This window comes from Alkaliphilus transvaalensis ATCC 700919, assembly GCF_000621485.1.
Taxonomy (GTDB): domain Bacteria; phylum Bacillota; class Clostridia; order Peptostreptococcales; family Natronincolaceae; genus Alkaliphilus; species Alkaliphilus transvaalensis.
The window spans coordinates 165722-191320 of sequence record NZ_JHYF01000012.1; the positions used below are offsets into that span (position 1 = coordinate 165722).

Genomic DNA, 25599 nt, shown 5'->3' on the forward strand with positions numbered 1-25599 from the left:
AATAAAAAAGGGTATCCACTTCATACTTTGAAGGATACCCTTCTTTTACTTTGTCCCCTCTTTGTAATTTTTGACAGAATATTTAGAAATGGATATAATAAAAGGAGATGCATTGTGCAATAAAAATTACTATTTAATACTTATTATTATATTCATTATTACGTTCATTATTACATTCATTATTACATAAGGAGGAAGCGGCATGACTATGAAACTTGATGGAAGACCAGTAGTTCAGTATTTAAGGGAAGATATGAAAAAAAGAATAGCAAAGTTAGCAGAAAGGGGACAAGTTCCTACAATTTTAATCATTCGTGTAGGTGATCGTGAGGACGATTTGTCTTATGAAAGAAGTATACTTAAAAACTGTGAAATACTAGGAATTAATAGTGTTTTAGCACCTCTTCCTGCCACTGTTTCTCAGGAAGACCTTATCGAACTAATTGAAAAATTTAATGAAGATGATATGGTTCACGGAATAATGCTTTTTAATCCATTGCCTCCCCACTTAGACCTTAATGTCATTAGAAAAACCATTAATCCAATTAAAGATATAGACTCTATTAACCCTGCTAATTTAGAAAGGGTATTTGAAGGTAACGTAAAAGGAATTGCTCCCTGCACCCCTAAAGCAGTAATAGAAATGCTAAAATACTATAACATTCCTCTTGTAGGGGCAAACGTTGCCATGGTTGGCAGCAGCCTTGTTGTGGGTAAGCCCTTGTCAATGTTATTACTAGATGAGAAGGCTACTGTCACCCTATGTCATTCAAAAACAAAAAATCTTGCTAAAATTACTAACCAAGCGGATATCGTGGTGGTGGCCATTGGTAGGGGTAAATTTTTAAAAGAAGAATATTTTAACGATAATACTGTTATTGTTGATGTAGGGATCAATGATGATGGAAATGGTAAAATATGTGGTGACGTTGACTATGATCAAGTATTTGGAAAAGTTAAAGCTATTTCTCCACCATTAGGTGGAGTAGGGGTCATTACGACTACTATTTTACTAAGCCATGTGATTCAAGCTTGTGAAGGTTTAAATCCAATAGAATAAACAGGTAATCTAGTTTAAGTATATTAAATGCCCAAGAACGAAATAAAAAAATGAAATAAAAAAAAGAAATAAAAAAGAAATAAAAAACGTAGTAAAAAAATACAATAAAAAAATACAATAAAAAAACCTAGTAAAAAATGCATAATAAAACGGGTATCCTTCATATAAGATGAAAATACCCGTTTTTTAATCAAAATAGAATCGGAAGTAGCTATACCAACCATAATTTTCTGACTTTGGTGGATCGTTATTTATCATATCGTGGAGCTCATCATCCTTTCTGTAGCAAATTAGAAAAATTGAAGGAAGTACATTTTAAATCTTTTAAATAGACTGAGATATTACATTTTAAAAATTAAATAAGGATGATTGGAGGGAACTACCGGATTCTATTTAATAATATTATACAACATAAAAAGAAAAAAGGGAATATATTTTTTAGAAAATATCAAAAATTCTAATAATTATCTTTTCTATTAATAAACCAACACAGGAATACAAAACACATTGACTATCATCTATATATAGTATAAAATAAATAAAAAATTAGCTAAAGGAGATGAAATATGAAAATAGCTTTCATTACAGATATACATTCCAATATCTATGCTCTAGAAACAGTTTGGAAGGATCTTCAAGAGAGGGGATTGAAGGAAGTATATTGTTTAGGTGATTTAGTAGGCTATGGACCATTTCCAAATGAAGTGATTGACTTCCTTAAAGAAAAAAAAGTTCCAACTATACAGGGCAATTATGATGAAAAGGTTGGAGAAGGTTTATTTCTTGAAGATAGCCATTATACAGGTACAAAGGTAAATAAGCCTAGCCCCCAGTCTCTAATTTGGACTCAAGAAAATACCACCAATAATAATAAAAAGTGGTTGAATGATTTACCTAAAGAAATGATCATAGAGATTGAAGGTAAAAAGCTACTGTTGGTTCATGGTAGTCCAAGAAGAAACAATGAATATCTTTATGAAGAGTCCCACGTACTCGAAGAGATAGCAGACTTAGTAGATGTTGACATTCTCTTATGCGGCCACACCCATAAACCCTTTCACAAAGTAATTAAGGGACTGAATATTATTAATGTGGGAAGTGTTGGAAAACCTAAAACAGGAAATCCAAAGGCAACCTATGCAATTTTAGAGATTGAAGCTAATGTAATCGATCTAGAGATTATTGAGGTAAATTATGATTATGAAAAAATGGCAAAGGCCATAGAAAATAGTGGGTTACCAAATGAATTTACAGAAAAGATCCGTAAAGGAATCGATTAAGTACTAAAAAGCCAGCGCCAATTATGAATCTATTTTGGCAGCTAGCTTTTATTTTAGAAAACAAGATTTATTAAAGCAATTTTAAAGGATATTAGTCTTCATACATGATCTTATAGATTTTAATGATTTTCTCAATACGTTCTAAAATAAGGGCTTCAGTTTTCTCGTCAAACTTGAATCCTTCCTTCAAAGTTCCATCATCGATCATCCCTTCAAGAATTCGGTTGAATAACTCAACTTTCTTGATTACATTTGCCCTTTGTTGTGGAGACTTATATTCAGAAGATTCTTCATTAAATACACACATAGGATCTTCATTGCCATAGGAATACTTAACATCGGTTCTCCCTAGCAGATAATCTACTGAAACATTAAAGAAATCAGCTAGTTTTTGAAGTGTGGTGGTGTCGGGGTCCCTCTGACTGGTTTCGTACATGGCTATTGTACTAGTAGATAGCTCCATTGATGCCGCTAGTACCTTTTGGCTGATCCCTTTTCCCTTTCTAAGAAGCTTTAATCGTGATGCTAGCATCTTAACTCCCCCCTATACATTATTTTTCTAATATAAAAATATCACTTCGGGTAGATTTAATCAATAGATTTCAAGAAAAGATTGAAAAGTTTTGGAAAATATAAAAAATTATCAGATAGTTTATCAGATGTTGCTGCCTTAAATTTTTCTAATTTACAGGTTTCTACAATTTTCAAGGGTAACCATAGGTATAATATACATGGAAAGAGATTACAATCTAAGAAAAGGGGTATAAGAAACATATGACGGGGGGGATAAAAATGGGCTTTCTTATTTTAACAGTGGTTGTTGGTTTATCGGTATTTGCTTGGTACCTAGGGGAAGGCTATTCAGCAGTAGAGGAAGATTAGGTATATTTAATGGATGGCAAAGGATTTAATAGGTGGAAAAAGGTATATGCAATGATGAACCATATAAATAGAATATATTAATAGAAAAGGGCTGTCTCATTGAAATAGATATTAAATCTATGAATGAGGTGCCCTTTTTATGATGCAATTTTTTTATAAAAAAACTTAAATAATCTTCTTTTTATATAATATATAGAGAATTACGAAACCCAACACAATAAATAATAAAGTTAATAACGCCTGAAGCCATATAGTCATTGTAATTCCTCCTGAATAATTCCTATAAAAATCCTTATAATACTTAAAAATAAATGTTGATATTAGTATGATTGGAAAAGGTAGACTTTATGCTAGGAGAGATAAGATGAAGGTTTATTTAGAAATACTACTACAAACCCTATTGGCATTTTTTACAATTCTCTTTATTACCCGTATATTAGGAAGACAACAGGTGTCGCAACTAACCCTTCAGGAATACATAAACGGAATTACCTTTGGTTCAATAGCTGCGACCCTTGCTACAGACTTAAATCAACGAACGTGGCATCATTTACTAGGATTATTTTTATTTGGGGCCCTTACTTTTGTGGTCTCCCTCTTCGCTAGAAAAAATAGACTTTTTTCAAAGGTGATTCAAGGGGAGCCAGTGATGGTGATTCAGGATGGGAAAATATTAGAGAAAAATCTTAAACGCTTTCAATACACCGTAGAAGATCTTAATGTATTACTTAGAAAGAAAGATGTTTTTAACATCCAAGATATAAAGTATGGCATTTTAGAGCCAACTGGGGACCTAAGTGTCGTTAAAATAGCACCTAAAGAATACATTAAAGCTGAAGACCTAAAAATAGCTACAAAGCAAGAAGAACTACCAACAGAAGTAGTGGTTACAGGAAGTATAATCTATGAAAATTTGAAAGAAAAGGGCTTAACTGCCCAATGGCTAATTCAACAACTAAAGGTAATGGGCATCAAAGATATAAATGAAGTTTTTTATGCTACCTTAAATCAGGACAATAAGCTATATGTCGATATAGAACAGGATGGATTAAAGCATAAAAAGAACATATCAGAAAGCGATAAAACAAAGGATCAAAAAGGAAAATAAAGGAACAATAAAAAATTGTTTAGTGTAGCAACATAAGGTATAATAGAAGAAAGACAAAAAGAGTATGTTTATGTGATATTAACATACATTTGAAAGGAAGATAGACATGGGCAAGTATAGCCAATCGGCAAGACCTACCTCGATAGGGGGACAGGCTCTGATAGAAGGTGTCATGATGAGAGGGCCTAGAGAAGTGGCCATCGCTGTGAGAAAGCCTGATAATGAGATTACGATAAAGAAAGAACCCGTATCTGGGATAACAACTAAGTTTAAATTAGCTAGAATTCCTTTTTTAAGGGGAGGCATTGCTTTAATCGATTCGATGATCTTAGGAGTAAAATCTTTAACCTATTCTGCCGAGATTGTAGAGGAAGGTTTTAAAGATGAAGAACCAGATAAATTTGAAAAGTTTCTTCAGAAGGTTTTTAAAGATAAAGCGAATGATGTAATGCTTTATACTTCTGTTTTTCTTGCGTTAATGATGTCTGTGGGTATCTTTATTTTAGGACCAACTTTTCTAGTGAGTGCCTTAAGAAGGGTTACTGAAAGTAGGATTATATTAAACCTAATAGAAGGTGTCGTAAGACTATCAATTTTTGTTGGTTATATATTATTGGTTTCTAGATTAGAAGATATGAGACGGGTATTTCAATATCATGGAGCGGAGCATAAGGCGATTTATTGTTATGAAAACGGCGAAGAATTAACGGTTGAAAATACAAGAAAGTACACCACCCTCCACCCTAGATGCGGAACAAGCTTTCTATTTATTGTTATGATGGTAAGTATGATCGTTTTCTCAATGGTCAGTTGGTCAAATCTTTTAATTAGAGTTGTCTCAAGGTTAGCCTTATTACCATTAGTGGCTGGAATCTCCTATGAAATAACAAGATTTGCAGGTAGAAGTAAGTCCCCTATTGTGGCAATTGTAAGCTATCCAGGTTTAATGATGCAAAAGTTGACAACAATTGAGCCAGATGATAGTCAAATCGAAGTGGCCATTGAAGCTTTAAAGAATGTGTTGGTGGAAAATAAGGAGGAAGCAGATTGGTAAAGGCGGTTGATCTGTTAAAGGAAGCTATCCAAAAATTAAAGACTATTGAAATTGAGACACCTCAGTTAGATGCTGAGGTGATTCTATGCCACCTATTAAAGGTGGAGAGAATTCATCTTCATATGTACCCAGAAAAGGAGATTCCCCGGGAAATATGTCAATTATTTTGGGAAGCTGTAGAAAAAAGGTGTAATTTTATGCCAGTTCAATATATTGTGAATCAACAAGAGTTTATGGGGATGGACTTTTATGTTGAAGAAGGGGTATTAATTCCTAGGGGTGATACTGAGATTTTAGTTGAGGAAGTGATTAATCTCTATCAAGAATATTATTCTCCTAAACCCGTTAAAATTGTCGATATAGGAACAGGTAGTGGAGCCATCACCATCAGTCTTGCAAAATTAATTAAACAGAGTGAAGTGATTTCTATTGATATTTCTCCAAAGGCCCTACAAATTGCTGAGAAGAATGCCTTGAATTTAGGAGTGCAAGAAAAGATTCAATTTTTAGAAGGAAGTTTATTTCAACCATTAGAAGGAAAAAGTTATTGTAATACCCTTCAATTCATTGTTTCTAACCCGCCATATATTCCCCGGAAGGTTGTAGAGGGGTTAGCCCCCCAGGTGAAGGATTTTGAACCTTGGTTAGCACTAGTTGGTGGCGAAGATGGATTAGATTTCTATAGACAAATCATTAATGAAGCACCAATGTATTTAGAGGATGAAGGTTGGCTGGCCTTTGAAATCGGCTACGATCAAGGGGAGGCAGTTTCTATGCTAATGGGTAAACGAGGTTTTAAAGAAGTAAAAATCATTAAAGACTTGGCAGGTTTAGATCGAGTTGTTTTAGGGAAGAAATAGAAATGAACTAAAATGTAAATTCTTTAGATAGTCATAAAATACAAAGTATGGTATAATATTTAAATGTTTAAAATAATTGCGGTTGAGGTGAATTATAATGCTAGATAAACTAGCTTTTCTTGAAGAAAAATATATGGATTTAAGTAAAAAAATTAGTGATCCCGATGTAATAAGCAATCAATCATTATGGACAAAATTAGTGAAAGAACACGCTGATTTAGAGCCAATTGTAGAAAAATATAAAGCCTTTAGGCAAGCGGAAGAATCTTTGTTAGGAGCAAAAGAAATTTTGCATGACAAGTCGGCGGATGAAGAGTTAAGAGAAATGGCTAAAATGGAAATTGATGAAATGGAAGAACAGATTGAACAGTATAAAGAAGAACTTACAATTCTGTTATTACCTAAAGACCCTAACGATGATAAAAACGTAATTGTAGAGATTCGTGCTGGTGCAGGTGGAGACGAAGCCGGTCTATTTGCTGCTGTTTTATTTAGAATGTATACCCGTTATGCCGAAAGTCGTGGCTGGAAAATAGGTATGATGAGCCACAATGAAACAGGTGTAGGTGGATACAAAGAGGTAATCTTTATGATTAAGGGTAAAGGAGCCTACTCTAAGCTTAAGTTTGAAAGTGGGGTTCACCGTGTACAGCGAATCCCTACCACTGAATCTGGCGGAAGAATCCATACTTCAACGGCAACGGTTGCAGTACTACCAGAGGTTGATGATGTAGAGTTTGAAATTAAGCAAAGTGATCTTAGAATTGATGTTTTCCGTTCTTCTGGAGCAGGGGGACAAAGTGTTAATACTACCGACTCTGCTGTTCGGGTTACCCATGTACCAACCGGTATGGTGGTTTCCTGTCAGGATGAAAAGTCTCAGTTATCTAATAAAGAAAAAGCCATTACAATCCTTAAGGCTCGTTTGTTAGATAAGCTTATTCAAGATCAAAATGCAGAAATAGCAGAAGATAGAAAGAGTCAGGTAGGTACAGGTGATAGAAGTGAACGTATTAGAACCTACAACTATCCACAAGGCAGAATTACTGACCATCGTATTAACGTAACATTATATAAGCTTGATTCCTTCTTAGAAGGTGAAATTGAAGAAATGATTGAGGCTTTAATTACTTCCGATCAAGCTGAAAAATTAAAACAAGTAAACCAAGCATAAAGAAAAATGTAACCTCCTACTATAGTTTAAACTGTGGTGGGAGGTTTTTTTAGATTTATATCCTCAAATATTTAAGAATGTTTTAAGGGGGGAAAAAGTAAACCAGTACTTTTAAATTTATCAACTTTTAAGTTAGATGGTGGTCTTTTTCTATTATAATTGCCGTTGTTGAAGAATATATTTACAAGGGTAGATTTTTTAGAAAGATAACCATTGTTTAATTTAGGGGGGAGTCTGTTGGGGGATATATTAAGAACTACCATGATTGGTTTTTTTGTTGGCATTATTGGAACTGGTATAGGAGGTTCGATGGCTTTTGTCTTAAGAAACCCTTCTAAACGTTTTTTAAGTGCAATTATTGGTTTATCCAGTGGATTGATGATTGCTATCGTTACCTTTGAATTATTACCAGAAGCCTTTATGTTAGGGGGAACTATAGCTGCAGTAGTGGGTTTAGGAGTTGGGGCTGTAGTTGCATCCTTTCTAGATGGTCTTATTTCTCGTATTAATAGAATTAGCGGTAGAAAAGATGCCAAAGGTTATGTAAAAACAGGAGTCCTTTTGGGCGTAGGCATTGCCCTTCATAACTTTCCAGAAGGCCTTGCTATTGGTTCTGGTTTTGTTGCTCAACAAAAACTAGGGGTGGGCTTAGCAATAGTTATTGCCCTCCATAATATGCCAGAAGGCTTGGCGATGGTAACCCCCATGAGGGTAGGAGGCGTCTCTCGAATGAAGGCCTTTCTATTAACGCTTGTTGCTGGGGCACCAATGGGATTAGGAGCATATCTAGGAGCTTTAGTAGGGAAATATGCCTTTGGGTTTATTGGGGTATGTCTTGCCTTTGCAGGGGGAACAATGTTATATATAACTTTTGGAGAACTTTTGCCTAGGGGAAAAGAGCTTCATCGTGGGAAAACTTCCACCTATTTTGCTATTTTAGGTTTTATGTTAGGAATATTAATAACAAAAAGGTTCTAGAAATATTGTTAAATTGCTGATTTTTGTATAAAATAAGATAAATAACTAAGTGGAAAGTAGAAGGTGATCTTCCATGTTTCAAATCCTTTCTTGGATAGTCCGTTATATTTTTATTGGGATGATCTATTACTTTATTTACAGTATCATTCGTTTAATTTATCTAGATATTCAAGTGATCCATAATCGGGGGAAAAAAGGTCAAGCGGGGGCATACTTAAAGCTGATTAATCGAATAGACCGCCTTGACTTTGACATTAGAGAATTTTATGACTTAGAGATTGAAACAACCATAGGACGAAATAAAGATAATGACATACAAATTTTGGACAAGTACATATCATCTAGCCACGCCAAAATAGTAGAAGATGAAGAAGTATATTTTTTAGAGGATCTGGGGAGTGTTAATGGAACCTATCTAAACAGCGAGAAGATCCATGATGTAACGAAACTAAAAAATGGAGACCGTATCGGAATTGGGCAAGTGGAGTTTCTATTTGTAAAAGAGGTGGACTAATTCTATGGTTAAAAGAATGATTTTAGGTAGACCGATTAATATACTAATTTTTATTAATATTCTTTTTTTTGGACTCCTTTACTTACATGTAGAACCCTATGACATTAGCATTCCTATAGCAGGGGCTGCCTTAACCATATTGATGGTAATTGCCAACTTGATTATTGTAAAAAGAAAGATGGGAGATCAATATATTTTCTTAATCCTTTCTGTGCTATCAAGTTTAGGTGTCATTATGCTTTACCGACTAAATCCTTACTATGGCTTTAGACAAATAACATGGTATGGGGTCGGAGTCCTGCTTTATTTTCTCGCCTACCTTATCTTCAATTGGATTAAAAGATGGGAGGACTATGGCTATTTCTATATAGCTGGAGGTATCTTATTGTTTATCTTGACCTTTACCCTAGGGACGGCTGTCAAGGGTGCCACCAACTGGATTAGAATAGGTAATTTCACCTTTCAACCGGCAGAAATAATAAAGTTAATCTACATCTTTTTTATTGCATCCTATTTTAAATATCCTGAAAAATTTAAGAATGAATATGTTTTTGTGGGGCTAATTTACCTACATATTATTTTCTTAGCCCTTCAAAGGGATATGGGAATGGCAATGCTTTTTTATGGAATCTTCATTAGTATTTACTATGTTTATCATAAAGAGAAAAAGCTCTTTTATCTAAATTTTTTATTTGTAATACTGATATTAATTGTCAGTTATTTTACTATGACCCATGTACAGGTTCGGTTTGAGGCTTGGCTTAATCCTTGGAAGGATATTGCGGGTAGAGGCTATCAAATTACTCAATCTCTTTTTGCCATTGGTACGGGTGGCTTTTTTGGTGTGGGCTTAGGTTTAGGGTCGCCAGATTTTATTCCAGAGGTTCATACCGATTTTATTTTTTCTGCCATTTGTGAAGAATTAGGGATCTTTGGAGGGATGGCTGTTGTTCTTCTTTACTTTATTCTAAATTACCGAGGATTTAAGATTAGCCTAACGATTCAAGAGCCCTTTAAAAGAATTGTTGCCCTAGGAATAACCTTGACCTATTCTTATCAGACCTTTATAATCATCGGAGGAGTCATTAAGCTGATTCCATTAACAGGGATTACACTGCCCTTTATTAGTTATGGCGGAAGTGCCATGACTACAGGCTTTATTGCCTTTGGTATCTTGCAAGCCCTTTCTAAAAAATCCTTAGAGGGAGAGGAGATCGTAGAAGTTGGAGGAGAATAATAAGAAGATTATTCATTTGATTATATTTGTATGCCTTTTATTTTTAAGTATCATTATCTACCTAACCTACTTTCAAATCTTTCAGGCGGGGAACATTGTTACAAATCCCTATAATAGAAGACAATGGCAACGGGAAGAGTTTACTGTTAGAGGAAATATCTATGATAGAAATGGTGTTGTTATAGCAGAAACCTACGAGCTAGATGATGGCACAACCCGCTCATATCCCCATAACAGAACTTATAGTCATTTAGTGGGCTATAGTAGTAGACAGTATGGGAGAGCAGGGGTAGAGGCCTTCTTTAATGAAGAACTGATGGGTGCATCTACTGGCAGAAGTGTGGCTAGAATCGTTGAACGAATTACCAGCGATAAAGTGAAGGGAAATCATCTATATCTTACCTTAAACCATCAACTGCAGGTAACGGCAGAAAGTTTGTTGCGGGGTAAAACTGGTTCAATTGTGGCTATAGACCCTAAAACTGGAGATATTTTAGCAATGGTAAGTAAACCAGACTTTAACCCAAATAATTTAGCTGACGATTGGACTAATTTAATTAATGATGAGGCCAGTCCTTTATTAAATAGAGGTACTTCAGGATTATATCCTCCTGGGTCAACCTTTAAGATTGTTATGACAGCAGCTATATTAGAGGCAGGAGATATAGACCCTCAATATGAATGTACAGGAAGCATTACAATAGATGGGTATACCCTAAGAGACTATGGTGGAACCGCCCACGGGAACCTAAATTTAAGAGATTCTTTAGTGGTTTCCTGTAACACAAATTTTGCAAGAATGGCCCAAGAACTTGGAGATCGAAGAGTAATGGAAATAGTTAAAAGATTTTATGTAGGTGAAGCCATTGGTGGTGATCTCCCTATGGCAAGAAGTCGATTCCCCTACTCTGGAAGTATGGAAGCTACTGAACTAGCGGCAGTTTCCATTGGACAAGGCAAATTAATGATTTCCCCCCTTCATATGGCCTTAATTACTGGTGCTTTTGCCAATGACGGTTATATGATGGAGCCACGAATTTTAAGGGAAATAGAAACTCCAGAAGGAAGATTGCTAGAAGGAACACCAATTATATCTAGGAAAGTATTAGATGCAGCGATAGCCAACGAGGTAAAAAATATGATGGTGGCGGCGGTCAATGAAGGAACAGGCCGTAATGCAAGAATTTCGGGAGTTCAGGTAGCAGGGAAAACAGGTACAGCAGAAAATGTTACTGGTGAAAGTCATGCATGGTTTGTAGGCTTTGCTCCTGCTGATAATCCACAAGTTGTGGTTGCAGTTATCCTAGAGCAGGAGGGGAAAACAGGAGGAGCCGCTGCAGCACCTATTGCAAGAGAATTTATGAGAGAAGCGTTAAAAAGGGGTGTACTTAATTGATCAACACAAAGATTATAGAAATAGACCCTTCTAAACTAGAAGAAGGAAATTTAGAAGAAGAAGCTAAAATAAAGGAATGTAGTGAAATCATTAAAAAAGGTGGAACGGTGGCTTTTCCAACAGAAACCGTTTATGGCTTGGGAGCCAATGGGCTAGATCCCTTCTCCATTAAGAAGATTTATGAAGCCAAGGGAAGGCCCTCCGATAACCCTTTGATTTTGCATGTAGCATCAATTGACGAGGTAAAGCCTTTAGTTAAAGAAATTCCAGAAGTGGGATTTAAGTTAATGAAAACATTTTGGCCAGGGCCCCTAACTCTAGTCATGGAAAAGAGCGAAGTGATACCAAGGGAGATTACAGCTGGTTTAGATACAGTTGCAATACGTATGCCAGAGCATCCTATTGCTAGAGGCCTTATTGAAGCTTCGGGAGTACCTATCGCTGCCCCTAGTGCCAATCGTTCGGGAAAACCAAGTCCTACAAAGGCAGAACATGTAATTGAAGACTTATCGGCAAGGGTAGATGCCATTATTTCGGGGGGCAGTAGTAATGTAGGTTTAGAATCCACTGTATTAGATATAACCGTCGAGCCTCCCGTTATTTTGAGACCTGGTGGGATTACAAAAGAGATGTTAGAGCAGGTCATTGCTGTAGTTTCCACTGACCCAGCCCTCGAAAAAGATCATCAAGATTTAGTGCCTAGATCACCTGGAATGAAGTATACCCATTATGCTCCAAAGGCTGATGTAGTGATTGTTAAGGGTAGTGATGAAGGTGTTATTGCAAAAATCAATGGACTGGTGGCAGAACTAACAGCAGAAGGTAAAAATGCAGGGATCATTTCTACAGAAGAAACTAAGGCCCAATACTCAGGTGGTTTGGTTAAATCTATTGGTCGTAGAAATGATGTAAATGAAATAGCTTCAAACCTATTTACAATTCTACGAGAGTTTGACGAGACTAATGTTGAGGTAATCTTTACAGAAGCAATTGAAGAAACAGGCTTAGGAAAAGCAATCATGAATAGACTACTTAAGGCAGCAGGGTATCGTTTAATTGAGGCGATATAATTTAATATTGATATAAGAAGGTGGTAGTATGAAAAAAATATTATTGGTATGTACAGGAAACACCTGTAGAAGTAGCATGGCAGAGGCACTATTAAAAAGGCTTTTAGAGGAAAGGACTGATCACCTAAAAGATATTTTTGTAAGCTCTGCAGGTACTTATGCGGTTGAAGGGGATCGGGCTTCTTCCCATGCAATTATTGTGATGGAGGAAAGGGGACTATCTTTAGAGGAACACCGATCTTCTCCTTTGAGCCAAGACTTGCTAGAAGAGGCTGATCTGGTTTTGACCATGACAATAGGCCATAAAAGGGCTATATTGCAAGTAGTACCCTATATGGAAGATAAAGTGTATACTTTGAAAGAATACATTGGAGACAATTCTTTAGATATTACCGACCCCTATGGACAATCATTGGAGATTTATCGAAAATGTAGTGATGAGATTTACCAATGTTTAAGTAAACTCTTAGATAAATTAGAAAAATAAGAGAAAGATAAATAAAAAGTTATTTTTAGATTAAAAATAATAAAGGATTTTTTAAATTTCTGTAGAATATTATATAGGTTTGAGAGTTTATTGGAAGGGATGTGTAGTAATGAGAATTGCTTTAGGTAGCGATCATGGCGGTTACGAAATGAAGGAAGCTATCAAAACCCACTTAGAATCAAAAGGTTTTGACATAAAGGATTTTGGCACAAAAACAACAGATTCTTGCGATTATCCTGAATTTGCAGTAGCAGTAGGAGAAGAAGTCGCAAAAGGGACATACGATAGAGGTATTTTGGTATGTGGTACTGGGGTTGGTATTTCCATTGCTGCTAATAAAATACCTGGTGTTAGATGTGCTTTAGTTGGAGACTGCTTTACAGCAGCAGCTACTCGTCAACATAATGATTCCAATGTTTTAGCTTTAGGTGGAAGAGTTATAGGCGTTGGGTTAGCCCTTCAAATAGTCGATACATGGCTAGGTACGGAATATGAAGGCGGTAGACATCAACGCAGGATAGATTTAATAACAGATATTGAAAAAAAGTATAATAAGTAGTCTGATAGTAAATTAGAGGAAGATGAAAGGGAGGAATTTTAAGTGGGTAAAGTAGTTGTAATAGATCATCCATTGCTACAACATAAATTAACGTTATTAAGGGATAAAAATACAGGTACAAAAGATTTTAAACAATTAGTAAAGGAAATGTCTATGTTAATGGGATACGAGATTACAAGAGATCTACCTTTACAAGAAATTGAAGTTGAAACACCAATTTGCTTAACTAAGTCTAAGGCTTTAGCCGGAAAGAAACTGGGTATTGTACCAATTTTAAGAGCGGGTCTTGGAATGGTAGATGGTATTTTAGAGTTAATGCCTGCTGCTAAGGTAGGGCATGTAGGTCTTTACAGAGATCCAGAAACCTTAGAACCAGTAGAATATTACTGCAAGCTACCTACTGATGTAGAAGAAAGGGATTTAATTGTGGTTGACCCAATGCTGGCAACGGGGGGCTCTGCAGTAGCGGCAATTAAATTCTTAAAGGATAGAGGCGCTACTAATATTAAATTAGTATGTTTATTAGCAGCTCCAGAAGGTGTTGAGGCTGTTCAAAAGGTCCATGATGACGTAGATATTTATTTAGCTTCTCTAGATGAAAGATTAAATGAACATGCCTACATTGTACCAGGCTTAGGGGATGCAGGAGACAGATTGTTCGGAACAAAGTAATTAATTGAAACAAGAAATAAATCAAGAAATAAAACAAGAAATAAAACAAGGAATAATATAAAAAAAGTAACACAAGTAACACAAGTAAAACAAGAGAAAGCAAACCAACTTTGAAGGAAACTTTAGGTTGGTTTGTTTTTTAAGACCCGATGGTAAAAATATCTTTAATTGTAAATAATAGCTTTGTGTATCGATGGGTGGGAGGTATATGGATGATCAAAGTAGATTTTGGCTTTTTAATTATGTTATTAAATTTAGCTGCACTAGGGGTAATTGGATATGCTTTATTTCTATTAATTAAGTTAATTAAAGTAACATTAGAATCAAAAAAAGAAGGTAAAGAATAACGTATTTCTTGTCTTTATTAATATTAAATTTTCGTGACATCTATAACATTAAAAAGGATATGTGTTACAATAGAGATTATTGGACTATAATTAGACTATAATTTCTACTAGGGGGAGAGGGAATGCGCCTTTCTTGGAATCAATACTTTATGGAGATGGCAGAAGTCGTAAAAAAACGCTCCACTTGCTTGAGAAGACAAGTAGGGGCAGTAGTCGTTAAAGATAAAAGAATTTTATCAAGTGGATATAATGGAGCACCAAGTGGAATTAGACACTGTGAAGAGACAGGCTGTTTAAGGGAACAACTTAATATTCCATCTGGGGAAAGACATGAGTTATGCCGTGGAACCCATGCCGAGCAAAATGCAATTATTCAAGCGGCCCTACATGGGGTGAAAATTGAAGGGGCAACAATATATGTAACCCATCAACCCTGTATCTTATGTACTAAAATTATTATTAATGCTGGGATCAAAACTGTAATTTATCAAGGGGATTACCCCGATACCTTTTCAGAAGAAATGCTTAAAGAAGCAGGGATAGAATTGGTAAAATGCGATTAAAGAGGTATTAAAAAACATTGTTTTCAACTGAATAATGGTGTATGATGAGGATTGACTAGCAGATTAAACAAGGAGTGAAACTATGGAAAAATATTTTATAGCTTTTATCGTAGCCTTGATTATCTCTTATTTATTAACCCCCTATGCCATCAAATTGGCCCATAAAATAGGGGCTATTGATGTGCCTAAAGATAATCGAAGAGTTCATAAAGTGCCAACACCACGTCTTGGTGGGTTAGCTATTTACATTGCATTTATGGTAACAACCCTATCAATGGTACCTTTGAAAAGTGAGGTTGTTGGGGTCTTAATTGGAGCTACTTTAATTACTATAATAGGAATTTTAGATGATCGAAAGCCCATATCGGCTAGATATAAATTATTAGGGCAAATTGTTGCAGCAGCAATTGTAATCTACAGTGGCGTTAGAATTGAATATTTTAGTAATCCTTTAAATAGAGGACTAATACCCTTAGGTGCTTATAGCATACCGATGACCCTCTTTTGGATTGTCGGAATCACCAATGCAATTAATTTGATTGATGGGTTAGATGGGTTAGCGGCAGGTGTTTCATCTATAGCCTCTATTACCTTAGCTTTTATAGCTTATTCAAATGGGCAAGCTCAAGTAGCTCTATTATTATTAATTTTAGCTGGTGGAACCTTAGGTTTTCTACCCCATAACTTTAACCCCGCTAAGATTTTTATGGGGGACACAGGAGCATTACTTATTGGTTTTGTGTTGGCCTGTGTATCAGTAGAAGGGGTAATTAAGAGTGCTACTACCATTGCAGTAGCTATTCCTGTACTTTGTCTTGGGGTACCAGTATTTGATACTGCCTTTGCCATTGCAAGACGACTAGTAAATAGAAGACCAATTATGGAAGCCGATAAAGGCCATTTACATCACAAACTACTAGATAAGGGGCTATCCCAAAGACAAACAGTTTTAGTACTATACTTTATTAGTACAATTTTAGGTGGAAGTGCTGTATTTATTTCAGACACCAATAGTAGAGTGGGTGCCTATGGGGTTTTAGCAGCAGTAGCTTTAGCTGTAATCTACGGTGCCTATAGAATAGGCTTAATGAAGAAAACAAGTGAAGAAAAAGCAAATGTATAGTTTAATAAGCAGCCAACCTTCTTACGGAAGTCAACGTAGGGAGGTTGGCTTTTTGTCTGGTTGCAATTAAGATCTTTATCATATAAAATAGTAATTATTTAGTTTCTTCATCTAAAATCATCCTTTAATTTTCGAAGAAGGATTTATTAAAGGGAAATACATACCAATAAAACTTATGGGTAATTTATAACTTATGTTAATTCATAACCTAGGTAATACATAGCCAACAGAAAGAACAGAAAATTTAATGGAAAGTTGATAAAATCAATGTCTAGTGTATTAAATGGTAATTTAGGGAAATATTATTAATTGGGAAGAATGAGGAGGAGAACAAATGAAAAAATTAAAGGTAATGTCGATCTTCGGAACAAGGCCTGAAGCAATAAAGATGGCGCCATTGGTTAAGAAGCTAGAAGAAGCGGAAAAAATAGAGTCTATTGTATGTGTAACTGCTCAACATAGAGAAATGCTAGATATGGTACTAGAAATATTTGATATTAAGCCCGATTATGATCTAAATCTAATGAAACATGGTCAAACTATTTCAGACATTACGGTTAGAGTCTTAAAGGGTTTAGAGGAAGTGCTAATAGACGCAAAGCCCGATGTTGTATTGGTCCATGGCGATACATCCACCACCTTTGTTGGGGCATTGGCAGCCTTCTATCAAAAAATTAAAGTAGGACATGTTGAGGCTGGCCTAAGAAGTGGCAATATATATTCACCTTATCCCGAAGAAATGAATAGAAGATTAGCAGGGACTTTAGCTAATTTTCATTTTGCTCCTACAGAGGGGAACTATAAAAACCTAATTGCAGCTGGAATATCAAGCGATGAAATTTACATAACAGGTAATACTGTAATTGATGCATTATTACAGGTGGTTAAAGAAGATTATCGTTTTGAAGATGATCTTTTAAACCAAATAAACTATGAAGAAAAAAGAGTATTACTAATGACATGTCATCGAAGGGAAAATTGGGGTACACCGATGGAAAACATTTTTAAAGCGGTGAAGGAAGTTGCAGAAAAAAACCCAGAAGTAGAAGTTATTTTCCCAGTACATATGAACCCAAGTATCAGACAATTAGCACAGGAAATATTAGGGGGGAATGAAAAAATCTACTTAATTGAGCCAATGGAATATGAGGCCTTTGCAAATTTAATTAGTAAAGTTGATATAATTATAACAGACTCTGGAGGGATACAAGAAGAGGCTCCAGTCTTTGGAAAACCAATACTTGTTGTAAGAACAGAAACAGAAAGGCCAGAAGCTGTAGAGGCTGGAACCGTCAAGGTAGTAGGGGTAGATAAAGCGGAGATTGTAAAGGAAGTCAATTTATTATTAACCGATCAATCTGCCTATGATAAGATGGCGAATGCAGTAAATCCTTATGGTGATGGTAAAGCTAGTGAAAGAATTGTAGAAGTATTGCTAAATTATTTTGCAAGTTTAAATTAGCAAATATTTCAAAATTATGAAATTTTAAATAGGCTCAAATTCATATTTAGTTAAATAATTAACGTTAATTGGCAAATCTAAATAAATTAAAAATAAATTAAATTTAAAAAAAGGAATTTGTTGCGTCGTGTCGAATACTATATGACGATAATTAATAGCTATATATCAGTATGTAAGCCAGAAAAATAGCATAGAAAGTTGTATGCAAAATATGAATTTAGTCATCGGAGAACATGCAGTTTTTGACATTTTTTTAACGGAGAACATGCTATTATATTAATGGAAATAATGGTAAGTACATAAAAAAGTTTTTCGGGAGGAAAACATGGGGAAAAAGAACCACCCTTTAGCTAATGTAGCTTTAATTACTTATTTAGGTATTTCGATGGTGACCCCAATCCTTGTAGGTCTATTTTTAGGTCGATGGTTGGATCGTCGCTTCAATACTGAGCCTCTATGGCTTTTGGTATTTATTGTATTAGGGATAGGAGGCGCCTTCGGAAACCTTTTCAGGGTAGCTACTAAAAATATCCCTAAAAAAAGGAAGTGAGTAAATGGAGTCAGTTCAACAGACTCAAATTAAGATCATTAAAGGAGTTGGCATCTTAATTGGTATACTTTCAGTTTTAAGTTTTGTGGCATTGGCAGAACCTAAACCTTTTATAATTGGTTTAGTCTTTGGGGCAATCGCCAGTGTTTTAAATTTTAGGTTAATCTTTTTAACCGCATCTAAAGCTGTTAAATTGCCACCACCACAAGCTCAAACCTATACTGTTAGAAACTATTTAATTAGATATAGTATAACAGGGGTCATACTTTATATGGCTGCTACAGAAAATCATATTAATATCATAGGAGTTGTAATAGGTTTATTCTCCATTAAATGGGTAATTATAAAGAATGAAATATTAAAAGTAAGCTTTTTTAAAGACATCTTTAAGAGAAAGGAGGAGAAATAATCTATGGAAGGTGCAAGGATATTTTTTACTTTACCGTTTTTCGACGGTATCCCTATAACAGAGACTGTAGTAGTAACATGGGGAATTATGGCAGTATTAACGATACTTGCAATTATTACAGGTCGAAACTTAGAGAAGATTCCTAGAGGTATTCAAAATGTGATGGAGTTATATGTAGAAACGATTAATAATTTCACCCGTGATAATATGGGTGAATCAAAAAAAGGTTTCAGTGCCTATATGGGGACGATCATGCTCTATTTACTATTTGCTAACCTTGCAGGATTAGTTGGGCTTAGACCACCTACAGCTGATATAAACGCCACCTTTGCTTTAGCGATTATGACGTTCTTTATCATACAAGGAGGAGGCTTAATTAAAAAAGGTCCTAAGACATACTTAAAGGGTTATTTAGAACCAATGCCCTTTTTACTGCCCCTAAACATTATTAGTGAAATCTCTTTACCGATTTCATTAGCTTTCCGTTTATTTGGAAACGTTGTGGCTGGTACTATTATTCTAACGCTACTCTATGGTGCATTAGGGTCATTAAGTGGTATGCTAGGAATCACATTTGCACCAGTTTTTCAGGTGGGAATACCAATTTTCTTTCATGCATACTTTGATTTATTCTCGGGGGCCCTACAATCATTTATATTTGTAATGCTCTCAATGGTTTTCATTTCTATGGCTTGGGATTAATAATTAACTAGCGGTAGAATTGCATTAAATTGTTTTCTATTCTTTAAATAGAATTTAATTATTAAAAATAAAATTAAAAAATTAAAATTTAAGGAGGAGTTATATTATGGAAGGAATTACAGGAAGAGATTTAGTATTGGCGGCTTCAGCTATTGGTGCTGGTTTAGCGGTAATCGCAGGGATAGGACCTGGAATTGGACAAGGTTATGCAGCTGGTAAAGGTGCTGAAGGAGTTGGAAGACAGCCAGAAGCTCAAGGGGAAATCATCAGAACAATGCTTTTAGGGCAAGCAGTAGCAGAGACAACAGGGATCTACGGTCTTTTCGTTGCAATTATGTTATTATTTGCTAATCCTTTAATTAGATTATTAGGATAATATTTCTTCGGGGGACAAAGCTCCCCCGAAATATCTGTTAAATACTATTTGAAGGGAGGCAATATTGTGCCATTAGTAGGAATAGACGTATGGACTTTTATATTCACTATTGTTAACTTGCTTATTTTCTATACAATCCTTAAAAGGTTTCTATTTAAGCCTGTTACCAGTATGTTAGAAAATCGACGTATTGGAATTGAAACTTCCCTTAAGGATGCAGAAGCTAAAAATATGGAAGCTGATCAATTAAAGACTGAATACCTTAAAAAGCTTGATGGAATTAAAGAAGAACGTAGTGAAATGATAAAAGATGCAGCTAAAAGAGCAGACCAACGGGGTGATGAAATCATCAAGAAGGCTGAAGCTGAAGCGCAGAAAATTATTGATAAGGCTAACCAGGATATTGCTAGAGAAAGACAAAGAGCCCTTAACGAATTAAAGGATCAGATGTCTGAGTTGGTAATTATGGCGGCTTCTAAAATAGTTGAAAAAGAACTAGACGCAAAGCAACATGATGCGATGATTAAAGAATTTATCGACGAGGTAGGGGAAGCAAAATGGCAGAACTAGTAGCTAAAAGGTATGCTGGAGCGCTATTTGAAGTTGCCCTTCCAATTAGAAAAGAACAACTCTTTAAGGAAGAGCTACTGACATTATTAGAGGCATTAACAACTAATCCTAATTTTGATCAGTTGTTAAAATCTCCGCTCATCCAAGCACAAGAGAAAAAAAATATTCTTACAACGATTTTCCAAGGGAAAATCAGTCAAGAGGTTTTAAACTTTCTATATATCTTAGTAGATAAGAGAAGGTTAAATTATATTCAAGAAATTATTCATGAATATAAATCAATGGTAGATTCAGCTCAAAACATAGTCGAAGCAACAGCAATTACAGCTACACCAATGTCTAGAGAAGATGTTCTTCGACTTCAAGAGAAGCTATCTGCCACTTCAGGTAAGAATGTAACACTTAAAAATGAAATAAACCATGAGATTATCGGTGGTGTTTTAATTAAATTAGGTGACAAGGTCATCGATGGAACAATTAAAAATCGATTAGCTCAAATGCAGGAACAATTATCACAAATCATAGTATAGGATAGGGGTGATATGACGTGAATCTCAGACCAGAAGAGATAAGCTCAATTATACAAGAGCAAATTAAACGATATGAAAATAAATTAGAAGTAAAAGATGTTGGAACTGTGATTCAGGTTGGTGACGGAATTGCAAGGATTCATGGTCTAGAAAAATGTATGGCTGGTGAGTTATTGGAATTCCCTGGTAATGTATATGGTATGGCATTAAATCTAGAGGAAGACAATGTTGGTTGCGTACTTTTAGGTTCAGATGATTATATCAAAGAAGGGGACTTGGTTAAACGTACCCAAAGAATCGTTGAAGTTCCCGTTGGAGATGCATTACTTGGTAGGGTAGTTAATTCCCTAGGTCAACCAATTGATGGTAAAGGTTCTATTCAAACTGACAAATTCCGTGAAATCGAAAAGGTTGCACCAGGAATTATTAAAAGAAAGTCTGTACATGAGCCACTACAAACAGGTATTAAAGCGATTGACTCTATGATTCCAATCGGTAGAGGACAAAGGGAGTTAATTATCGGAGACAGACAAACTGGTAAAACAGCCATTGCTATTGATACCATCATTAATCAAAAGAATACAGATGTAATTTGTATCTATGTTGCAATTGGACAAAAGAAGTCTACAGTTGCTCAAATCTATGATACATTAGAAAAGAATGGTGCTATGGACTATACAATTATTGTATCGGCCTCTGCAAGTGAATTGGCACCATTACAATATATCGCTCCCTACGCAGGTTGTGCCATGGGTGAAGAATTTATGGAAAATGGTAAGCATGTCTTAATCATCTATGATGACTTATCTAAGCATGCCGTTGCATATCGTGCAATGTCATTACTATTAAGACGTCCTCCAGGGCGTGAGGCCTACCCAGGAGACGTATTCTACCTACATAGTAGATTACTGGAAAGAGCGGCTAAACTAAGTGATGCTATGGGTGGAGGATCATTAACGGCGTTACCGCTAATTGAGACCCAAGCTGGGGACGTTTCGGCTTATATTCCTACAAATGTAATCTCCATCACAGATGGTCAGATTTTCTTAGAGTCGGAATTATTCCACTCGGGTATTCGTCCAGCGGTAAACCCTGGAATTTCAGTATCCCGTGTTGGTGGTTCTGCACAAATTAAGGCGATGAAGCAGGTTTCAGGAAAGCTAAGATTAGAGCTTGCTCAATATAGAGAATTAGCTGCCTTTGCTCAATTCGGTTCTGACTTAGATAAGGAAACCCAAGAGAAATTAGCTCAAGGGGAAAGAATCGTTGAAATCTTAAAGCAACCACAATACCGTCCAGTGCCAGTTGAAGAGCAGGTTATGATTATTTATGCTGTAACCAACAAGTACTTATCGGATATTGAAATTGATAAGATCCGTGAATTCGAAGAACAATTCTTAGAATATATGAAAAATACTTATCCTGAAGTTGGTAATACAATTATTACCACTGGTAAGCTTGAAGGAGAATTTGAAGACAAGCTTAAAGTAGCTATTGAAGAATTTAAAAAGCAATTTAAATCCGAAATGTAATAATAAAGTTACCCGCTTTAACCGGGAGGTGAAATTTTGGGACTTGGAATGCGTGATATAAAAAGACGTATTAAAAGTGTTAACAGTACAAAGCAAATTACAAAGGCAATGGAACTGGTTTCTTCAGCAAAGCTTAGAAAAGCTAAAGAGCAGATGGAGAAAACAAAACCTTATTTCAACACAATGGAGGAGACCATCCAAGGGATTTTAGTTAATACCAATGGCATTAGACATGAATTTTTAACCCAGAGAGAGGTTAAGAAAACTGCCTACATTGTGATTACTGCAGATAGAGGTTTATGTGGTGGTTATAATTCAAATATTATTAAACTAGTTAACCAACATATGAAGGAAAAACCGAATAAATCTATCATTGCAGTTGGTTCTAAAGGTAGAGATTTCTTTAAGAAACGTCACTTTGACTTAGATGGAGAATTTACTCATCTTTCTGAGACCCCATCTTTTTCTAAGGCACAAGAAATCAGTAGACTAGCTCTAGAACTTTACAAGCAAGAAATGGTGGATGAAGTATATTTAGTTTATACAGAATTTATCACTACTATTAATCAAAAACCATCAGTGAAGAGATTATTACCTCTTGATATGTCAGTAGAGGGAGGAAAAAGGGAAAGTAAGACAATGATTGCTTACGAACCATCTCCAGAGGCTGTATTAGGTTACCTAGTTCCTAAGTACATTGACAGTATGGTTTTTGGCGCTTTAGTTGAAGCTTCAACCAGTGAGCAGGCGGCTAGAAGAGTCGCAATGGAAAGTGCTACTGATAATGCTGAAGAAATGATTGGAAGTCTTAAGTTAAAATACAACAGGGCAAGACAAGCCTCCATCACTCAAGAAATTGCAGAGATTGTTGGTGGAGCTGAAGCTCTTAAATAACATAATTGATTATTAAACAATAATGAAGAATGAATGAAGGTTATTATTATTAACATTTATTCTTTTTCTAAGGGAGGTAAATAGATGGCTGGAAATGTCGGTAAAGTGGTCCAAATTATCGGGCCCGTTTTAGATATACGATTTGACAGAGATAATCTGCCGGCTCTATTAAACGCTATTGAAGTAATTGGCGAAAACAGTACTAAAGTAACCGTTGAAGTTGCTCAACATATCGGGGACGAAATTGTAAGATGCGTTGCCATGAGCTCTACTGACGGTTTAGTTAGAGGCGCAGATGCCTTCGATACAGGTAGTCCAATATCAGTACCTGTAGGAAGAGAGACCCTTGGTAGAATATTTAATGTACTGGGAGAAGTGGTAGACGAAAAAGAACCAGTACAAGCGAAAGCTAAATCACCAATCCATAGACAAGCCCCATCCTTCGATGAGCAAGAAACATCTACAGAAATCTTTGAAACAGGTATTAAAGTAGTAGACTTAATTGCTCCCTATGCCAAGGGTGGTAAGATCGGTCTTTTCGGTGGTGCAGGTGTAGGTAAAACAGTATTAATCATGGAGCTTATCAACAACATCGCAAAAGAGCACGGTGGTTTATCGGTATTTGCAGGGGTTGGTGAGCGTACAAGAGAAGGTAATGACCTTTATCATGAAATGATCGATTCAGGAGTTATTGATAAAACAACTCTAGTTTATGGTCAGATGAATGAGCCACCAGGAGCAAGAATGAGGGTTGCGTTAACAGGATTAACGATGGCTGAATATTTTAGAGATCAAGAAGGACAAGACGTACTTCTATTCGTTGATAATATATTCCGTTTTACCCAAGCAGGTAGTGAGGTTTCAGCCCTATTAGGTCGTATGCCTAGTGCCGTTGGTTACCAACCAACATTAGCAACAGAGATGGGAGCCCTACAAGAGCGTATTACCTCAACTAAGAAGGGTTCTATCACATCGGTACAAGCGGTTTATGTACCAGCCGATGACTTAACTGACCCAGCACCAGCAACAACCTTTGCCCATCTTGATGCAACAACGGTTCTATCAAGACAAATTGCAGAATTAGGTATTTACCCTGCAGTTGATCCACTGGATTCCAATTCAAGAATCCTAGACCCTATTGTTGTTGGGGAAGAGCATTATGCAGTTGCAAGGGGTGTGCAACAGGTACTTCAAAGATATAAAGAACTTCAAGATATTATTGCAATTCTTGGTATGGACGAATTATCAGATGAAGATAAATTAACTGTTGCCCGTGCAAGAAAGATGCAAAGATTCTTATCTCAGCCTTTCCACGTTGCAGAGCAATTTACTGGGATGGCAGGTAAGTACGTACCATTATCTGAAACAATCCGTGGATTTAAGGAGATTTTGGAAGGTAAGCATGATGATCTTCCAGAAAGTGCCTTCTTATATGTAGGAACAATAGAAGAGGCGATTGAAAAGGCTAAAGGGAAGTAGGTGACGAGATGCCTTCAAAGTTTCATCTCCAAATAATAACCCCCACAAGGACTTTTTTAGACGAAGAGATAGAGATGGTAGTTTTAAGAACAACAGAAGGGGATCTTGGTATACTTAAAAACCATATACCATTGGTAACACCCCTAGCCATCGGAAAATTAAAAATAATGAGTGATGGTACTACCCGTGAAGCAGCAATTGCTGGAGGCTTTGTCCATGTAGATCGTGAAAAGACTGTAATTATCACCGATACTGCAGAGTGGCCAGAAGAAATTGATGTAAAACGGGCAGAAGAATCAAAAAATAGAGCGGAAAGTCGTTTAGGAAAAGACGCTCCAGAAGTAGATACAATTAGAGCAGAAATTGCCCTTAAGAAGGCCATGAACCGTCTAAATGTGGCGAATAAAAGATAAGTTAATTTATAAAATGCAGCACCTCAAATCGATGTTTTGATTTGAGGTGCTTTTCTATGCAAAAAGTAGGTCCCTAGTACTATTTTAATCTTGTTGTAAAAAATATATATTAATAGTAATATTTACAATGGAAAATCAATCCATAATTTATCGATCCATAATATAATGTAAACTTAAAAAAGAAATAGCTGTATTTAATGAATTTAGTAAAATAACAAATATAAAGAGTGGGTAGGTGAGGGAATGGGACAAAAAGTTGATTACAAAAAAATCGAAGCATTATCAAAAAAACTCGACAACTTAAGAAATACAGTAGAA

Annotated in this window: 29 protein-coding genes; 28 read left to right on the forward strand and 1 reads right to left on the reverse strand. The window is 35.8% G+C overall.

The genetic code is table 11. From position 1 onward, the window contains the following. The first annotated feature begins 202 nt into the window (after positions 1 to 202). Both T335_RS0109565 and T335_RS0109570 read left to right on the forward strand, forming a co-directional pair. Positions 203 to 1060 carry a bifunctional 5,10-methylenetetrahydrofolate dehydrogenase/5,10-methenyltetrahydrofolate cyclohydrolase gene (locus tag T335_RS0109565; RefSeq protein ID WP_026477349.1) on the forward strand — a complete coding sequence of 286 codons (858 nt, stop codon included), beginning with the start codon at positions 203 to 205 and terminating at the stop codon, positions 1058 to 1060. Positions 1061 to 1626: 566 nt separating this feature from the next. Continuing rightward, positions 1627 to 2340, forward strand: coding sequence for a metallophosphoesterase family protein (locus tag T335_RS0109570; protein WP_026477350.1), 714 nt, complete (start codon positions 1627 to 1629; stop codon positions 2338 to 2340). A gap of 91 nt (positions 2341 to 2431) precedes the next feature. Here the strand turns inward: T335_RS0109570 and T335_RS21625 are convergent, their stop codons facing one another. After that, positions 2432 to 2872, reverse strand: a complete 441-nt coding sequence (locus T335_RS21625) for a helix-turn-helix domain-containing protein (protein WP_026477351.1) — start codon at positions 2870 to 2872, stop codon at positions 2432 to 2434. Between the two features lie 714 nt (positions 2873 to 3586). Here T335_RS21625 and T335_RS0109590 point away from each other — a divergent pair. The 26 genes from T335_RS0109590 to T335_RS0109715 all read left to right on the forward strand — a co-directional run bounded on the left by T335_RS0109590 (position 3587) and on the right by T335_RS0109715 (position 25281). Then, positions 3587 to 4330: a YetF domain-containing protein gene (locus T335_RS0109590; protein ID WP_026477352.1), complete on the forward strand. Its 744-nt coding sequence runs from the start codon at positions 3587 to 3589 to the stop codon at positions 4328 to 4330. A gap of 106 nt (positions 4331 to 4436) precedes the next feature. After that, the gene (locus tag T335_RS0109595) at positions 4437 to 5384 is read left to right on the forward strand and encodes a DUF1385 domain-containing protein (RefSeq protein ID WP_026477353.1); all 948 of its coding nucleotides are present in this window, start codon (positions 4437 to 4439) and stop codon (positions 5382 to 5384) included. Next, entirely contained in the window at positions 5378 to 6244 is an 867-nt protein-coding gene (gene prmC, locus T335_RS0109600) for a peptide chain release factor N(5)-glutamine methyltransferase (RefSeq protein ID WP_026477354.1), read from the forward strand. The genes T335_RS0109595 and prmC overlap by 7 nt, the downstream gene beginning before the upstream one ends. Before the next feature lie 97 nt (positions 6245 to 6341). Beyond that, positions 6342 to 7418 (forward strand): peptide chain release factor 1, encoded by a 1077-nt coding sequence (prfA, locus tag T335_RS0109605; RefSeq protein WP_026477355.1) that lies wholly within the window; start codon positions 6342 to 6344, stop codon positions 7416 to 7418. 237 nt (positions 7419 to 7655) lie between these two features. Further along, entirely contained in the window at positions 7656 to 8396 is a 741-nt protein-coding gene (locus T335_RS0109610) for a ZIP family metal transporter (protein WP_026477356.1), read from the forward strand. Positions 8397 to 8469: 73 nt separating this feature from the next. Beyond that, the gene (locus T335_RS0109615; protein WP_026477357.1) at positions 8470 to 8910 is read left to right on the forward strand and encodes an FHA domain-containing protein; all 441 of its coding nucleotides are present in this window, start codon (positions 8470 to 8472) and stop codon (positions 8908 to 8910) included. A gap of 4 nt (positions 8911 to 8914) precedes the next feature. Continuing rightward, positions 8915 to 10147: an FtsW/RodA/SpoVE family cell cycle protein gene (locus T335_RS0109620; RefSeq protein ID WP_026477358.1), complete on the forward strand. Its 1233-nt coding sequence runs from the start codon at positions 8915 to 8917 to the stop codon at positions 10145 to 10147. Further along, positions 10134 to 11543: a peptidoglycan D,D-transpeptidase FtsI family protein gene (locus T335_RS0109625; RefSeq protein ID WP_026477359.1), complete on the forward strand. Its 1410-nt coding sequence runs from the start codon at positions 10134 to 10136 to the stop codon at positions 11541 to 11543. Before T335_RS0109620 ends, T335_RS0109625 begins: the two co-directional genes overlap by 14 nt. Continuing rightward, entirely contained in the window at positions 11540 to 12613 is a 1074-nt protein-coding gene (locus T335_RS0109630) for an L-threonylcarbamoyladenylate synthase (RefSeq protein ID WP_330371213.1), read from the forward strand. Before T335_RS0109625 ends, T335_RS0109630 begins: the two co-directional genes overlap by 4 nt. A 28-nt stretch (positions 12614 to 12641) precedes the next feature. Beyond that, a complete protein-coding gene (locus T335_RS0109635) occupies positions 12642 to 13100 on the forward strand; it encodes a low molecular weight protein arginine phosphatase (protein WP_026477361.1) in 459 nt (152 codons plus the stop codon). Between the two features lie 109 nt (positions 13101 to 13209). Further along, positions 13210 to 13659 carry a ribose 5-phosphate isomerase B gene (gene rpiB / locus T335_RS0109640; protein ID WP_026477362.1) on the forward strand — a complete coding sequence of 150 codons (450 nt, stop codon included), beginning with the start codon at positions 13210 to 13212 and terminating at the stop codon, positions 13657 to 13659. Positions 13660 to 13701: 42 nt separating this feature from the next. Next, positions 13702 to 14331 (forward strand): uracil phosphoribosyltransferase, encoded by a 630-nt coding sequence (gene upp, locus T335_RS0109645; RefSeq protein ID WP_026477363.1) that lies wholly within the window; start codon positions 13702 to 13704, stop codon positions 14329 to 14331. Positions 14332 to 14543: 212 nt separating this feature from the next. Beyond that, positions 14544 to 14678: a hypothetical protein gene (locus T335_RS22830; protein ID WP_278246891.1), complete on the forward strand. Its 135-nt coding sequence runs from the start codon at positions 14544 to 14546 to the stop codon at positions 14676 to 14678. Positions 14679 to 14800: 122 nt separating this feature from the next. Beyond that, entirely contained in the window at positions 14801 to 15241 is a 441-nt protein-coding gene (locus T335_RS0109655) for a deoxycytidylate deaminase (RefSeq protein WP_026477364.1), read from the forward strand. Between the two features lie 82 nt (positions 15242 to 15323). Next, entirely contained in the window at positions 15324 to 16364 is a 1041-nt protein-coding gene (locus tag T335_RS0109660) for a glycosyltransferase family 4 protein (RefSeq protein ID WP_026477365.1), read from the forward strand. A gap of 334 nt (positions 16365 to 16698) precedes the next feature. Continuing rightward, complete coding sequence (gene wecB, locus T335_RS0109665) at positions 16699 to 17826, forward strand: non-hydrolyzing UDP-N-acetylglucosamine 2-epimerase (RefSeq protein ID WP_026477366.1); 1128 nt, start codon at positions 16699 to 16701, stop codon at positions 17824 to 17826. Positions 17827 to 18151: 325 nt separating this feature from the next. Beyond that, positions 18152 to 18376, forward strand: a complete 225-nt coding sequence (locus tag T335_RS0109670) for an AtpZ/AtpI family protein (protein WP_026477367.1) — start codon at positions 18152 to 18154, stop codon at positions 18374 to 18376. Positions 18377 to 18380: 4 nt separating this feature from the next. Next, on the forward strand, positions 18381 to 18785 hold the full coding sequence (locus T335_RS0109675; protein ID WP_026477368.1) for an ATP synthase subunit I: 405 nt from the start codon (positions 18381 to 18383) through the stop codon (positions 18783 to 18785). Between the two features lie 3 nt (positions 18786 to 18788). Continuing rightward, a complete protein-coding gene (locus T335_RS0109680) occupies positions 18789 to 19487 on the forward strand; it encodes a F0F1 ATP synthase subunit A (protein ID WP_026477369.1) in 699 nt (232 codons plus the stop codon). 106 nt (positions 19488 to 19593) lie between these two features. Continuing rightward, positions 19594 to 19863: an ATP synthase F0 subunit C gene (gene atpE, locus T335_RS0109685; protein ID WP_026477370.1), complete on the forward strand. Its 270-nt coding sequence runs from the start codon at positions 19594 to 19596 to the stop codon at positions 19861 to 19863. Positions 19864 to 19929: 66 nt separating this feature from the next. Next, positions 19930 to 20433, forward strand: a complete 504-nt coding sequence (gene atpF, locus T335_RS0109690) for a F0F1 ATP synthase subunit B (protein WP_242837275.1) — start codon at positions 19930 to 19932, stop codon at positions 20431 to 20433. Then, the gene (locus T335_RS0109695) at positions 20421 to 20963 is read left to right on the forward strand and encodes a F0F1 ATP synthase subunit delta (protein WP_026477372.1); all 543 of its coding nucleotides are present in this window, start codon (positions 20421 to 20423) and stop codon (positions 20961 to 20963) included. The genes atpF and T335_RS0109695 overlap by 13 nt, the downstream gene beginning before the upstream one ends. Positions 20964 to 20980: 17 nt before the next feature. Then, a complete protein-coding gene (atpA, locus tag T335_RS0109700) occupies positions 20981 to 22495 on the forward strand; it encodes a F0F1 ATP synthase subunit alpha (RefSeq protein WP_026477373.1) in 1515 nt (504 codons plus the stop codon). A 36-nt stretch (positions 22496 to 22531) separates the two neighbouring features. After that, a complete protein-coding gene (gene atpG / locus T335_RS0109705) occupies positions 22532 to 23389 on the forward strand; it encodes an ATP synthase F1 subunit gamma (RefSeq protein ID WP_084281145.1) in 858 nt (285 codons plus the stop codon). 84 nt (positions 23390 to 23473) lie between these two features. Then, the gene (atpD, locus tag T335_RS0109710; RefSeq protein WP_026477375.1) at positions 23474 to 24868 is read left to right on the forward strand and encodes a F0F1 ATP synthase subunit beta; all 1395 of its coding nucleotides are present in this window, start codon (positions 23474 to 23476) and stop codon (positions 24866 to 24868) included. Positions 24869 to 24876: 8 nt separating this feature from the next. Next, positions 24877 to 25281: a F0F1 ATP synthase subunit epsilon gene (locus tag T335_RS0109715; RefSeq protein ID WP_026477376.1), complete on the forward strand. Its 405-nt coding sequence runs from the start codon at positions 24877 to 24879 to the stop codon at positions 25279 to 25281. Positions 25282 to 25599: the final 318 nt, after the last annotated feature.